Below are 14,100 nucleotides of genomic sequence, written 5' to 3'. Positions count from 1 at the left end.
TCCTGAACCCGAACCCAGTCTACCGGGTCACGCGGCGAAAAGTGGCACTCACGAGCGCTGTGTGCGCGTGTGGCGGCTTGGTGGGCCTGGAGCTGCATCCCCCCATAGCCCTAGGGGGGTTCTCTGGCCTACGGCGCGCTCGCTGCTGAACTCGTCGCCTGATGTCCCGAACAGATGTTCTCACCCGCCACCGACATTCGGTCACAGCGAGCTACCTACCTTTCTACCCGGCCCGGACGAGCCCGCCCGGCAGGCCGCTCGTCTGCGGTGCCCGTGCGCCGGGCCGCCGCCGCTTCGCGCTCGGCCCCCGCGAGGCGCGCCTTCAGCCCCGCCGGGGCCGTGCTCGCGACACCTGATCCCCCGTCTGCTGGGGCGACTGGCGCCGGGCGCGTCGAGCGGCCTGGTGCACGCGGGCACACATGCCCGGCCACAGGGTGTGGATAGCTGAGCGCGCGCATCGTGGCTAAGGCCACATCCGCTCAGTGACTACGGCCGGCGTGTACCCGCCCTTAGGGGTTGTGGGGATGGTTGTGGACAGCGGTCAGCGGACACGCCAGGCGCCGGTTCTGCGCGGGCCGGAAGAGGGGCCCACCACTTTGACGCGGCGGACGGTGCCGTGGCCGAGCTCCTCGTTCAGGCGCCGGACGAGTGTGGAGGACAGCAGGCGCAGCTGTGTCGCCCACGTCGTGGAATCGGCCGCGATGGTGAGGACGCCCTCCTCGAAGTGATCCGGACGGGTGTGCTCCGCCAGATCGGGGCCGACGATCCCGGCCCAGTTTCCGAAGACCCCGCCGACGGCGGCCCGCTGCTCCCACCCGCGCGAGGCCAGCAGCTCGCGGATCGCGGTGCCGAACTGCTTGGGGTCGCCCCCCCGGCCCGGTTCGCGGACACGGACCAGCTTGGTGTTCTTGCGCTTGTTCCCCTGGCCGGGGAGGGTACCGCGCTTGAGCGCGTCCGCCTTCGCCTGGGCGAGCGCCTCCCTGGCCAACTCGATCCCCGACTTGCCCGAGGCCCCCGGCGAGTCCGCAGACTTCGGCGAGTCCGCAGACTCCGCACGGGCGCCGGACTCCGCACGGGCGCCGGACTCTGAACCGCTTCCCGGGCCTGAGGACGGCGGGGTCGGCGCCGACCGGGGGAGGTCGCCGGAGTTCGCTGGGGGAGTTCGCGGGTTCACGGGTTCGGGGGAGTTGTGCACATCCTGTGGATCGTCCGGCATGACACTCTCCTCACCGGTGTGGATCACTCACGAACGACCTGGCCGTCCGAGACGGTATACGAGCCTCCCGTCAGTTCGGACGGGACGTCCGCCGGGACGGCGGCCGTGATCAGGACCTGCTCGGCCGGGGCGACCATCTCGGCCAGGCGGCTGCGGCGGCCGACGTCCAGCTCGGCGAACACGTCGTCCAGGATCAGGACGGGGTCGTCGCCGTCCGCGCGGAGCAGGTCGAACGCGGCCAGCCGGAGGCCGAGGGCGAACGACCACGACTCGCCGTGGCTGGCGTAGCCGCGCGCGGGCAGCTCCCCCAGCCGCAGGACGAGTTCGTCCCGGTGCGGGCCGACCAGGCTGACGCCGCGCTCCAGCTCCTGCTTGCGGGAGTCCGCGACCACGGCGAGCATCCGCTCGGCGAGTTGTCCACGGTCTGTGGACAACTCCTCCTCACCCAACGAGCTCTTGTAGCGCAGGTCCGCCGCGCCGCTCGCCGGTGCCAGGGCCTCGTACGCGCGCGCGACGAGGGGACGGAGCGCAGCCACGAGATCCAGCCGCGCGGCCAGCAGTTCGGACCCCGTCCGCGCGAGGTGCGAGTCCCAGACGTCCAGCGTGGCGAGGACCTCGGGGCCGGGGGAGCGGCGGTGGGCGGCCGCCGACTTCAACAGGGCGTTGCGCTGCTTGAGGACGCGGTCGTAGTCGGCGCGGACGCCGGCGAAGCGCGGGGCGCGCAGCGTCAGCAGTTCGTCCATGAACCGCCGGCGCTCCCCCGGATCGCCTTTGACCAGGGCCAGGTCCTCGGGCGCGAACAGGACGGTGCGCAGCATCCCCAGGATCTCGCGGGGTCTCGGGATGGGGGACCGGTTGAGCCGGGCCCGGTTCGCCTTCCCCGGGTTGATCTCCAGCTCGATCAGCGCCTTGCGGTCGTCCTTCACCACACCGGCGCGGACGATCGCCCGGGGCGCGCCCTGCCGGACCAGCGGCGCGTCGGTCGACGCCCGGTGGCTGCCGTGCGTGGCGACGTACCCGATGGCCTCGACCAGGTTCGTCTTCCCCTGCCCGTTGGGCCCCACGAAGGCCGTGACCCCCGGCTCGATCGAGACCTCGGCGGTCGCGTACGAGCGGAAGTCCTGGAGCGAGAGGTGGGCCACGTGCACGGGACACGAGCGTAGAGCCTCCCGTCCACCACATGGCCCCTTCACCTCCGCCCGCTCCCGGCCGCCGCGTCGGCCACGGCACCCATTGTCCGGCGGATGGGCGGCGTCCGGCCGAGAAATCCACGCCTGTGGATAACTTGCCCGCGGTGTCGCTCCGTCCGGCCGGGCGAGGCGCCGAAGGGGCGGGTCGGGTCGACCGGTGACCGGCCGACCCGGGCCGGACCGGGTCAGACCGGAGGCGGGGTCACGTCGGCACCGGGGGAGTCGGCGCCCTTGGCGGACTCGACCGCGTGGCCGCCGAACTGGTTGCGGAGGGCGGCGACCACCCGCATCGCGGGCGAGTCGTCCTGCCGGGAGGCGAAGCGGGCGAAGAGCGACGCGGTGATCGCCGGCAGCGGGACGGCGTGGTCGACGGCGGCCTGGACCGTCCACCGGCCCTCGCCGGAGTCGTTGGCGTACCCGCGGATGTCGTCGAGCTCGGGGTCACCGGCGAGCGCGCGGTTCAGCAGGTCCAGCAGCCAGGACCGGATGACCGTGCCCTCCTGCCAGCTGTGGAAGGTCGCGGGCACGTCGGTGACGATGTCGCTGGCCTCGATCAGCTCGTAGCCCTCGCCGAAGGCCTGCATCATCGCGTACTCGATGCCGTTGTGGACCATCTTGACGAAGTGCCCGGCGCCGACCTTGCCGGAGTGGACGAACCCGAACTCCCCCTCGGGCTTGAGGGTCTCGAAGACCGGCATGAGCCGCTTCACGTTGTCCTCGTCGCCGCCGACCATGAGGGCGTAGCCGTTCTCCAGCCCCCACACGCCGCCGCTGACACCGCAGTCCACGAAGCCGATGCCCTTGGTGGCGAGCTCCTCGCCGTGCTTCTGGTCGTCCACGTAGTGGGAGTTGCCGCCGTCCACGACGACGTCGCCCTGCTGGAGGATCTCCCCCAGCTTCTCGATGGTGTCGTGGGTGGGTTTGCCCGCGGGCACCATCACCCAGACGGCGCGCGGGGGCGACAGCCGCTCGACGAGCTCCTCCACCGAGCCGACATCGCTGACGCCGGGATCGCGGTCGTAGCCGACGACGGTGTGGCCGCCCCGGCGCAGTCGCTCGGCCATGTTGCCGCCCATCTTGCCCAGGCCGATGATCCCAAGCTCCATGCTCACTCCCCTGTACGTACGTGCTGCGCGGGTTCCGCGGGGGCGGTTCCCCTGCGGATCGGTCGTTCCCGGGTATTGCCCCAGGATCGGGCCTTACCCAGACAACCGCACAGGCATGATCAGATAACGGTAGTTCGGGTTCTCGCCGTCCTGCGGCGGCTTGCCGGTGAGGACGGCGGGCTTGGTCGGGGTGGTGAAGGAGAGCCTGGCGACGTCCGAGCCGATCGCCGAGAGCCCGTCGAGCAGGAACTGCGGGTTGAAGGCGATGTCGATGTCCTCGCCCTCCAGCGTCGCCTCAAGCGCCTCGACGGCCTGGGCCTCGTCCCCGGTCCCGGCCTCCAGGACGACCTCTCCCTGGCTGAATGAGAGCCGCACGGGGGTGTTCCGCTCGGCGACGAGGGACACGCGCTTGACGGCCTCGATGAACGGGCCCGTCTGGATCTCGGCGAGCCCCGCGTACTCGCTCGGCAGCAGCGACCGGTACTTGACGAAGTCGCCGTCCAGTAGCCGCGAGGTCGTGCGGCGGCCGCCGCCCTCGAAGCCGATCATGCCCTCGCCGGCGCCGCCCGTCCCGGCGAGCGCGATCGAGACCTCCGCACCGGCCGTCAGCGACTTGGCGGTGTCGGCGAGGGTCTTGGCCGGGACGAGCGCGACGGCGGAGAAGTCCGGGCGCTCCGGCTTCCAGTGCAGTTCGCGGACGGCAAGCCGGTAGCGGTCGGTGGAGGCGAGCGTGACGGTCTCCCCCTCGATCTCCACACGGACACCGGTGAGCATGGGGATGGTGTCGTCCTTGCCCGCCGCGATGGCGACCTGGGCGACGGCGGCCGCGAACTCGTCGCTGCCCACGGCGCCCGCCGCCGGAGGCATCTCCGGCAGGGTCGGGTAGTCCTCCACAGGCATGGTGAGAAGTGTGAACTTCGCGCTGCCGCAGCGGAGCATCACCTTCGCCCCGTCCGTCGTCACCTCCACAGGGTGGGGAGGAAGGCTGCGGGAGATCTCGGCGAGCAGGCGCCCCGACACCAGGGCGGTCCCCGCCTCCTCCACGTCGATCTCCGTGGAGACCTGCGCGGAGACCTCGTAGTCGAACGCGGAGAGCTTCAACCGGTCGCTGTTGCCCTCACCCCCGGCCACGATGTGCATGCCCGCCAGGACCGGGACGGGGGGACGGACCGGGAGCGTGCGCGCGGTCCAGGCGACGGCGTCGGCGAGGGCGTCTCTGTCGATGCGGAACTTCAAGGGGACCCGCCTCCTGCAGGTTTCGGACAAGGGTGAGGTGGAGAGATCTCGGTCGGCGCACTCGGGGCACGTTGTCCCCAGGCCCTGACTTGAGATGGATCTTTTCTTGAGTAGAGAAGTAGTGCAGTACTAGTCATAGGGGCCGTGGATAGTGTGGATATCACGCATCGTCCCAGGTGAGAGTGCGAATCCTCATCCACCGGGGCTGTGCATGACCCGTGGACGACGCGACGGCGCCTGAGGACGACGGATCCGTCCCCACACGTCATCCCCATGTCTTCCCCCGGTTGTCCACGAGTTCTCCGCAGGTTCTCCCGGTGCGACGCGGCCTCCGGTGACAATGGCGGGTGATCGCCGTGGTCGTCCCCAGGCCGTCCCCAGGAAGTCCCCAGGCTGTCCACGAGTTCGTCCCCATGATGCCGGGCGGCCGTCCCCAGCCGGTCCACAATCCATCCACGAGTCGTCCTCAGGTTGTCCGCAGGTTTTCCCCTGGCTTATCCACGGAGATCCCCAGGGTTTTCCCCAGGCTGTGAATTGCGATCCCCGTGGTCTGTCGCGTTTTCCGGTATTTCCTCCTGCTTCGGGACGGGCGGACCCGGCCCCCACCGGCCCTGTCACGGCCGCCGCGTGCACCTGCGAGCTTTCCACAACCGGGGAGCGGGCGTTCACGCGCCGTCCACAAGCCTCCGATGATCTCCGATGGCGCGCCGGAGCGTTGTCCACAGGGTGTTGATCAGCGCTTGCGGGCCTGGTGCTTGATGCGCCCCGTCAGCTCGGTGACCTGGTTGTAGATGGCGCGGCGCTCGGCCATCAGCGACCGGATCTTGCGCTCGGCGTGCATGACCGTCGTGTGGTCGCGTCCGCCGAACTGCTGGCCGATCTTGGGGAGCGACAGCTCCGTCAGCTCCCTGCACAGGTACATCGCGATCTGCCGCGCGGTCACGAGCATCCGCGAGCGCGACGGCCCGCAGAGGTCCTCGATCGTCGTCCCGAAGTACTCGACCGTCTGCGCCATGATCATCGCCGCGGTGATCTCCGGACCCGAGTCGTTGGGGATGAGGTCCTTCAGGACGATCTCCGCCAGCTTCATGTCCACCGACTGACGGTTCAGGCTCGCGAACGCCGTCACCCGGATCAGCGCGCCCTCCAGCTCGCGGATGTTCGTCGCGATCTGGGAGGCGATGAACTCCAGCACGTCGGGCGGCGCGGCCAGGCCCTCCTGGCGCGCCTTCTTCTGCAGGATCGCGATCCGCGTCTCCAGCTCGGGCGGCTGCACGTCGGTCGTCAGCCCCCACTCGAAGCGGTTGCGAAGTCGGTCCTCCAACGTCACCAGCTCCTTGGGCGGACGGTCACTGGAGATCACGATCTGCTTGCTCGCGTTGTGGAGCGTGTTGAAGGTGTGGAAGAACTCCTCCTGCGTCTGCTCCTTGCCCTCAAGGAACTGGATGTCGTCGACGAGAAGGATGTCCACGTCTCGGTAGCGGCGCCGGAAACCGTCCGCCTTGCCGTCGCGGATCGAGTTGATGAAGTCGTTCGTGAACTCCTCGGAGCTCACATAGCGGACACGCGCGCCATTGAAGAGGCTCTGCGCGTAATGCCCGATCGCGTGGAGAAGGTGCGTCTTGCCGAGACCGGAGTCGCCGTAGATGAACAGCGGGTTGTAGGCCTTGGCGGGCTGCTCGGCGACCGCGACGGCCGCCGCGTGCGCGAACCGGTTCGAGGAGCCGATGACGAACGTCTCGAACGTGTACTTCGGGTTGAGGCGCGCATGCTCGGACGCCCCGGAGGAACTCGTGTCGCTCGACGCCCCGGGGCCGCCGGGGGCGCCCGCAGGGATACCGGGGCCGCTCTGCACGGGGCTGGCGCTGGGAACACCGCCACCGCCACCGGTACCGGTGCCAGGGCCACGCGTCTCGGGGGGCTCCTCGTCCCGGAAGCCGGCCTCACCTCGGTAGGGCTCGTCCGCCCTGTACTGGTCCTCTGAGCGGTACTGCTTCTCCGACCTGTACTGGTCCGAGGGCCCTTTGCTCTGGTACGGGTCCTCGGGATGCCCCAGTGGGGGCTCGCCAACGCCGTGCTGGTTCTCCGGCCCCTGCGGTTCAGCCCTGCCTGGACGGAGCGGGCCGAGCGTCCGGTCGTTCAGGTGGGACGGCGCATGCGGTGGCCGTCCGGGAGGCTCGCCGCTGTACGTTTCCGGCCCGGTGCCGTAGTTCTCCGGGCCGTACCCCTCCGAACCACCAGGGGGGCGTCCGCGACCGCTCGGGTAGCCCTGGCCGCCGCGTCCGTCGAAGGGGGCGCCTCGTCCTCCATACGCGGGCGGACGAGGCGCGGGCGGATAGGCACCGCCATGCTCGGCGTCCCGTTGCGGCCATCCACGGTCCTCGTCCCCCTGTGGATATCCACCGGGACCCCCGGGGCTGTGGGTAACTCCTGACTGGGGCCTGTAAGGCTGCTCCGGATAGGGACGCTGCTCTCCGTAGGAAGGCTCTGTATAGGAGCGGTCCCGGTCGTGCTCGTCGTGGGGACGTTCGCCATATGCGGAGTCGTGGACCGGCGCCGCCAGAGGCTCGGCCCCGCCTCCCCCGGGCGGTTCCGGCTGGACGGTCACCGCGACACGGATCTCCCTGCCGAGCTCATGCGAAAGCGCCTGGGTGATCAGGTTGCGCAGCCGTGTTTCCAGGGCGTCCTTGGCGAATTCGTTGGGCGCGGCGAGGAGCGCCGTCCCTTCCACAAGGGCCAGGGGCCGGACCATCGGCAGCCATGCTCGGTAGCTGGGAGACAGGTCGCTCTCAGCCAGTGCGGTGAGGGTGCGGGCCCAGACCGATCCGAGATCCTGACCGTCCATGCGCAAGGTCCCCTCCCCACAACTCCGCCGAACGGAGTACCTGACTGCCCAGCTCTCCCACGGGATGCGGCCCGCCTCGTTGGGCCCGGCCGCGACGCGGAAGACTTACTCTCTCACGAGTTGTCCACAGAGTTGTCCACATGCTGTGCATGAACATGGGGCGCCCTGTGTAAAAGCCCGCGACGCGGGCCCGGACAGATGAGAACGGGGGCGCTCCCCAGCCGACTGAACGGCCAATGAAGAGGAGCGAATCTGGGGGTGTCTGGAGCGGAGTGGTGGACGAACGCCGACCTTCGGATCCTTCATCAGGAGCGTCGGCTCGCCCGGGAGACCCTAACGCTGCCCGCCGCCGTCCGCAACACGACCACCCCGAGCCACCCACACCCCACCACCGCATCGAGGTCCGACGAACAACCCCAGACACCCCCACCAACCAGCGCTCCCCCAACACAGAATCACGACAGACCCGACCGCACCAGCGTTGGGGACGAACGGCGTGCTGAGGGGCCGACGAGCCGTCCCCCGATGACGAGGCCAGAACGCCAGCAGGCGGCCCCGAGGGCGACGCAGGCAGGCGGCGCGGCGTCCCAAGGCGATCGTGACAGCGGCAGGGGCGCCCAGCGCCATACGACGCGACACGGCGCCCGTACCATCACGACGCGCTCGCCAACGATGCAGAAGACGACACGAGTCGCTAGCGACGAGCAGCAGATGTCGGCGGCCCCGATGAGGCGGTCGCCATGGCCTAGAGGACGCCAGGAGAGGTAGCGCAGCGACCGAGCGCAATCCACAGAGCCAGCGGTGACCAACGGCAGCGACAGCGGAATACCGGGCCAGCGGCCGACAAGCGGCGACCGATGGCAGCCGGAGGCGACGGCATCACGCGGTGAGGCGGGCGAAAGGCGGGGCGAAACGCCGCTAGCCGCATAAGTCGTCGGTGCTGAACACGGACGGCGGCGCGGAGAACCGTGGCAGGGGGCGGCGGCACGCGTGACGGCGGCGACATCTAGCAACGACTACGGAGGTCGCGCGGCCCACGAAGTCGGGGCAACCGCAGGGCGATTCCCGGTGGTGTGGCGGCGAATGGCGGGTGCGGTGCTGAGCTATCGGCAGCCGTCCAGCACTGTGAACGACGGCCACGGGCTGCAAGGACGCGCCGTTTCTGAGCAGGATTCCGCCACGCGCCGCCGCGTCCCCGCCGGCTGGCAGCAAGACGACTCGCCGTCGCGGGCGACGAGGCGACGAGCGGGCCCGGGTGGCCGACCACCGGCGGCGCGCTGGCTGGTGCGACGGGCGCGAGACAGGATGCGACGGCGAGGCGACACGACCAGCCGTGGTCGACGGGCGACGCCGAGGCAGGGACGGGTCGCCGGGAGCCCTGACGCGCCAGACAGGACGCGTCTCCGGAAGAGGCGACGGAAGCTCCGCCACGGCCAGGCAGGACGCGCCCCAAACGGGGCAGTGAAGCTATGCGCGGTCAGGCAGGACGCGCCCCGGACCGGGGGGAAACTCTGGCGCGGTCAGGCGGGTCGCACCGGACGGGGAGGCGGGAGAGCTGGCGCGGTAAGGCAGGTCCGCCAGACGGGGCAGCGGGAGCTCTGGTGCGGTCAGGCGGGTCGCGCCGGATGGGGCGGCGGGAGTTCTAGCGCGGTCAGGCAGGTCCGCCAGACGGGCTAATAGCGACGAGCATCGGGTGATCAGGTGATGTCCTCGGCCAGCAGCTACTGACAGCGGCGGGAGAATGCCGCATGGACCTCGCATGGACCTCGCATGGACCTGGCGGGGGCCTGGCGGGGGCCAGCGGGCGTTGTAGTGGTGATGGCGCGGTGCGGGCGACGGGGGGTGGGCCCCGATACGGCCAGGTGGGTCGCGCAGCGCGACGAGGTCGTCGGCCGCCGCGACTGATGACGGGGCGGAGAGCCAGGGCCGCGCGACGTCCGCGCGTCGCTAGCGGCTGAGGCCCGCGACGGCGGCGGTTGAGCGGTGCGCGAAGGCGCACTTGCGACGCGACTCCTGAGGGCAGCGGCGCGGCCGAATGTCGGGGGCGCTGCACGACAGCGACGCGGGCAGGCGACAGGGCGACCATCGGTTGGCCGGTGTCTTCGGCACGTGCGGCGCGCGGGTCGTCCAGCTCTTGGTTTGGCCGCGCGGGGGTGGCGAGGAACAGACGCGGGAATCGCTCAGCGAGCCCTGCGCCCAGGGACGCGCCGGTAGCTGGTGGCGAAGGCCGTGCCGGTGGGCGCCAGCGGTTCCTGGTGGTCTGCGACGACGCCCCGAGGAGATGACGAGGGTGGGAGCTGGAGTGGGTAGCCGGCCGGGTGCTGGGGGCGAGTGAGTCGGGTATGGCGCGTTGGTTTGGTGGAGTGCGACGCGGTGAGCGGTGTGATGGCGTGTTGGGAGGGGCGGTGGAGGTGGCGTTGGCGGATCGGGGTGGCGGGCGGGGTTCGCTCCGTTTGACCGCATGGGCGGGTAACCCGTAACGTTCTGAGGTCGAGTCGCATCGATGGAGCTGACGCGTGCCCGCCGGCTGCCCCTCCTGGGAAGCACGGGTGGGCCCCCGCTGCGGGGGACCAGACGCGACCCTCGGTGCGAGTTATCGAGCCCTTGAAGACGAACCGACCGCAGCACTGGAGCCTCAGGTGAGCAAGCGTACTTTCCAGCCGAACAACCGTCGTCGCCACAAGAAGCACGGCTTCCGGCTGCGCATGCGTACCCGCGCCGGGCGCGCCATCCTCTCCGGGAGGCGTGGCAAGGGCCGCGCCCGCATCGCGGTCTGATCGACCTCTCTCAATGCTGCCGTCCGGGAACCGGATGCGGCGGCGGGACGACTTCACGTTGGCCGTCCGGCGCGGTCGCCGCGCCGGACGGCCCAATGTCGTCGCTCACCTGCTTCCACCGGACGAGGGCGCCGAAGCGGTGCCCCCGTTGGTCGGATTCATCGTGTCGCGGACGGTCGGGAACGCCGTGGTCCGCAACTCGGTGCGGCGCAGGCTCCGGCACCTGGTGCGGCGGCAACTGGACCGACTCCCAGCGGGTAGCCTGCTCGTAGTGCGCGCCAACCCCGCAGCGGGGAAGGCGCGTCCTGACGAACTGGCCGCGGATCTGGAGTCGGCGCTCGATCGGCTGCTGCGGCCCGCGTCCAAGGGGCGAAGATGAGGAGTCGGCAGGGGGGCTCGTTCCCCTCGCAGCACCCGGTGGGGGCACCAGGCCCCGTGGCCAGGGTGCTGATCCTTCTCGTCCGCGCCTACCGCCGCTTCTTGAGTCCCCTGCTCGGGCAGCAGTGCCGATTCCAGCCCACATGCAGCGCGTACGGCCTGGAGGCGCTCCAGACGCACGGCGCGCCGCGCGGAACGTGGCTGATCGTCCGCCGGATCGGCCGGTGCCATCCCTTCCACCCCGGGGGCTATGACCCGGTGCCGCCGAAGAAGGCGGCCGGTGCGCATTTCTCCGGGGGGCCTGGAGGGTCGGCCTCCCAGTCGCTGTCCGCGGCGGCTTCTTCGAACTCCGGCCGCGAGGAGAGCGGTCCCGCCCTAGCAGAGCCCAAGGAGCTGCCCGGTGCTTGATTGGCTGTACGAGATCGTCGCTCAGCTCATCGTGTGGATTCACACGGCGCTGAGCACCGTCGTCCCCAAGGACAGTGGATGGGCCTGGGGCGGCTCGATCATTCTGCTGACCGTCCTGCTGCGGCTGGCGATGGTCCCCCTCTTCGTGAAGCAGATCCACGCCTCGCGGAAGATGCAGGAGCTCAACCCCAAGGTCCAGGCGCTGCGCAAGAAGTACAAGAACGACAAGCAGCGCCTCAACCAGGAGGTCATGAAGCTCTACCAGGAGAACGGCGCCAACCCGCTCTCCGGCTGCCTTCCGCTGCTGGTGCAGATGCCGGTGTTCATCGGTCTATTCCAGACGCTCAAGCGGATCTCGGACGCGAAGGAAGGCCACGACGTCTTCGCGCTCAAGTGGGATCTGGTCGAGAGCGCCCAGAACGCGAACATCTTCGGTGCCCACATCCCGGACACCTTCCTCAACGCCTGGGGCGCCGACCCCAAGAGCTGGACAGCGATCATCGTCACGGCCATCGCCGTGGTGATCAGCTCCTGCACCACGTTCTTCACCGTCCGGGCCAGCATGAAGCGCCAGCCCGTCACCGACGACGCCAACCCGATGATGCAGGCGCAGAAGATGATGGTCTTCCTGGCGCCCCTGTTCGGTCTCTTCGGTCTCGGCTTCCCCCTTGGTGTTCTCATGTACTGGGTGACGTCCAACAGCTGGACGCTCGCCCAGCAGCACTACATCTACAAGCGGTACCCACCGCTCAGCACGACGGGCGACGCGAACGGCACCCCCGCGAAGGGCGCCCCGCCCAAGGGCGGCCCGGCGAAGGGCAAGGCCGCCGGTACCAAGACGGCCGGGTCGAAGGCCGCTCCCGCCGCCTCCGGAGTCAAGGCGAGGCTCAAGAAGGAGACGGCTCCGGAGCCCGAGCCCGAGGACACCAAGGCCAAGGTCGTCCGCAACCAGCCGACCCGCAAGTCGCGCAGCAAGCGCAGCGGTAGCCAGAAGCGCTAGTTTGAACCCCGAGCCCGTGCCCGAGAAGGAGATCCCGTTGAGCCAGACCGACACCACCGAGGTCGACGTCCAGGCGCTCGAACAGGAAGGCGAGATCGCCGCCGACTACATCGAGGGCCTGCTGGACATCGGTGACTACGACGGCGACATCGACATGGACGTCGAGGGCGAGCGCGCGATCGTCGCGGTCGTCGGCGCTTCCCTGGACGAGCTGGTCGGCAAGCGCGGCGAGGTCCTGGAGGCGCTGCAGGAGCTGACCCGGCTCGCCGTGCACCGCCAGACGGGCAACCGGACCCGCCTCATGCTCGACATCGGCGGCTACCGCGAACGCCGCCGCGCCGAGCTGACCAAGCTGGGCACGGACGTCGCCGACGAGGTCAAGCAGGCCGGCGAGCCCAAGCCGCTCGCCCCGATGACCCCGTTCGAACGCAAGATCGTTCACGACGCGATCGCCGCCGCCGGGCTCCGCAGCGAGTCCGACGGGGAGGAGCCCGACCGCTACGTGGTCGTCTACCCCGCCTGAGGACGTGGCGCCGCCCGTTTGATCCATGACGGCGGGCGGGCTCGCCGTCGTTCGAGTGGGGTCGGTTCTCCGCCGACCGACCCGGCGAAGAAGGTCCAAGGGTTCGGCCGATCATCCGCAGCTCCCTTCACGGCCCCGGCATCACCTGCCGGGGCCGTTCGCATTTCATGCTTCCGTGCTGGGGAGGCGGAGAGAAGTAGAACGAGGTTCTGTGGATAAGAGCTGCCCAGGGTCATCTTCGTGGGCGGTTGTCCGACGGATCTCCTGGCGGTCGTCGGGTCGCCGCTGTTTCGGTGATTCGGGCGGTCTGCGGGCGCTGAGGCCCTTGTTCTAGGCGGGGAGAAGCGGCTGTTTTGTCCCGGAGCCCGAGGCCCTGTCGTCCGTTGTCTTGTGGCAGTGGGACGAGCACGCTCCCGACAACGAACGCGTCCGTGAGAGCCCTCATTGGCAGTTGTCTCAGGAGCTTCGCGGATGTTGAGCAGCTTCACCGCGTCTGACGGGGGTGGCGGTGCGATGGCGCCGAAGGAGATGTCGTACTGGGCTCGGGTGTCTGCTCGGCGGGGCGTCGAACGACGCGTTCCGGCTGGTCGCTGATGGCCCGGCGGGATCATGCGGTCCCGGGGCGGGGCGTGAACGGAATGGCGGGTCGGCCGGCTCTGTCGATGGCAGAGCAGTGCCGGTTGTCCGTGGCTCACGTTGGTGCGACCTGATCGCCGCCGCCCTGCTGTCCCGTGTGCCCGCGCTGGAAACGCGTGTCGGGTCCTCAGGAACCCGGAAGCGAGGGCTTTGTGACGCTGCCGTGGGCGTGGGCAGGCAGTTCCTGAGCTGAGACGCTCGCTAGCGCTCGGTGTGTCGCGGACGGAGGCGACACACCGAGCGAGCGCTAGGTACTACCGCCGCCGTTGGTGCGGTGTGCGGTCGTCGGACAGGAGGGGCCGCCTGTTCCCCCCCGCCGGATCCTGCGCGAGCGAGGGATCCTGCGCCCTCGCAGGGTCCTGGGCGAAGGAAGGGTCCTGCTCCACCTGGCCGTGCGGGGTTACCTCGTCCACTGGATGCTCGATCACGCGTTCGATCCGCGTGACGGGCCCACCCGCGGCGGGCGGGGGATCCTGGACGATGTGCTCCTCGCGGACGATCGTGCCCGGCTCGTCGCCATATGCCGGGTCCGTCCCGACGACCCGGCCGGCGCGACGCCGAGGACGGGTGTACGCCAGGGTGAAACCCATGCTGATCAAGCCGACCAGGATCAGGATCCATCCGACCAGGTGAATATCGAGTCCGCTGAGATCGACGCGAAGGGCGAACGCGAGGATCGCACCGAGGGCGATGAACGCGAGACTGACTCCGATTCCCATGTGCCAAGCTCCTTCCGGGGGCAGGCGCCGGTGACACCGACCCTTCCTGTACCCGGTGGACGGCGA

At 69.9% G+C, this 14,100-nt stretch carries 11 protein-coding genes; 5 read left to right on the top strand and 6 right to left on the bottom strand.

Annotation, left to right across the window (positions count from 1 at the left end):
• Nucleotides 1-541 precede the first annotated feature (541 nt).
• The 5 genes from KLI87_RS02775 to dnaA all read right to left on the bottom strand — a co-directional run bounded on the left by KLI87_RS02775 (nt 542) and on the right by dnaA (nt 7,593).
• On the bottom strand, nt 542-988 hold the full coding sequence (locus KLI87_RS02775; RefSeq protein ID WP_246249879.1) for a DUF721 domain-containing protein: 447 nt from the start codon (nt 986-988) through the stop codon (nt 542-544).
• A gap of 251 nt (nt 989-1,239) precedes the next feature.
• A complete protein-coding gene (gene recF, locus KLI87_RS02770) occupies nt 1,240-2,364 on the bottom strand; it encodes a DNA replication/repair protein RecF (protein WP_214615699.1) in 1,125 nt (374 codons plus the stop codon).
• A gap of 227 nt (nt 2,365-2,591) precedes the next feature.
• On the bottom strand, nt 2,592-3,512 hold the full coding sequence (gene gnd, locus KLI87_RS02765; RefSeq protein WP_214615698.1) for a phosphogluconate dehydrogenase (NAD(+)-dependent, decarboxylating): 921 nt from the start codon (nt 3,510-3,512) through the stop codon (nt 2,592-2,594).
• A gap of 93 nt (nt 3,513-3,605) precedes the next feature.
• Nucleotides 3,606-4,748, bottom strand: coding sequence for a DNA polymerase III subunit beta (dnaN, locus tag KLI87_RS02760; protein ID WP_156217097.1), 1,143 nt, complete (start codon nt 4,746-4,748; stop codon nt 3,606-3,608).
• Between the two features lie 733 nt (nt 4,749-5,481).
• Nucleotides 5,482-7,593, bottom strand: a complete 2,112-nt coding sequence (gene dnaA / locus KLI87_RS02755; protein ID WP_214615697.1) for a chromosomal replication initiator protein DnaA — start codon at nt 7,591-7,593, stop codon at nt 5,482-5,484.
• 2,639 nt (nt 7,594-10,232) lie between these two features.
• Here dnaA and rpmH point away from each other — a divergent pair.
• The 5 genes from rpmH to KLI87_RS02730 are packed head-to-tail and all read left to right on the top strand — an operon-like array spanning nt 10,233 to nt 12,679.
• Nucleotides 10,233-10,370: a 50S ribosomal protein L34 gene (rpmH, locus tag KLI87_RS02750; protein WP_131736510.1), complete on the top strand. Its 138-nt coding sequence runs from the start codon at nt 10,233-10,235 to the stop codon at nt 10,368-10,370.
• A 13-nt stretch (nt 10,371-10,383) separates the two neighbouring features.
• The gene (gene rnpA / locus KLI87_RS02745; protein ID WP_156217099.1) at nt 10,384-10,749 is read left to right on the top strand and encodes a ribonuclease P protein component; all 366 of its coding nucleotides are present in this window, start codon (nt 10,384-10,386) and stop codon (nt 10,747-10,749) included.
• Entirely contained in the window at nt 10,746-11,156 is a 411-nt protein-coding gene (yidD, locus tag KLI87_RS02740) for a membrane protein insertion efficiency factor YidD (RefSeq protein WP_156217100.1), read from the top strand. Before rnpA ends, yidD begins: the two co-directional genes overlap by 4 nt.
• A complete protein-coding gene (gene yidC / locus KLI87_RS02735) occupies nt 11,149-12,156 on the top strand; it encodes a membrane protein insertase YidC (RefSeq protein ID WP_214615696.1) in 1,008 nt (335 codons plus the stop codon). Before yidD ends, yidC begins: the two co-directional genes overlap by 8 nt.
• Before the next feature lie 37 nt (nt 12,157-12,193).
• A complete protein-coding gene (locus KLI87_RS02730; RefSeq protein ID WP_156217101.1) occupies nt 12,194-12,679 on the top strand; it encodes a R3H domain-containing nucleic acid-binding protein in 486 nt (161 codons plus the stop codon).
• Nucleotides 12,680-13,569: 890 nt separating this feature from the next.
• Here KLI87_RS02730 and KLI87_RS02725 read toward each other — a convergent pair.
• The gene (locus KLI87_RS02725) at nt 13,570-14,034 is read right to left on the bottom strand and encodes a DUF6458 family protein (RefSeq protein ID WP_156217102.1); all 465 of its coding nucleotides are present in this window, start codon (nt 14,032-14,034) and stop codon (nt 13,570-13,572) included.
• Between the last annotated feature and the right edge of the window lie 66 nt (nt 14,035-14,100).

Origin of the sequence: Actinomadura sp. NEAU-AAG7 (assembly GCF_018603865.1) — a bacterium.
Lineage (GTDB): Bacteria > Actinomycetota > Actinomycetes > Streptosporangiales > Streptosporangiaceae > Spirillospora > Spirillospora litoris.
The sequence above is the reverse complement of the archived record's forward strand: the minus strand, read 5'-3'. Positions and strand labels throughout refer to the sequence as shown.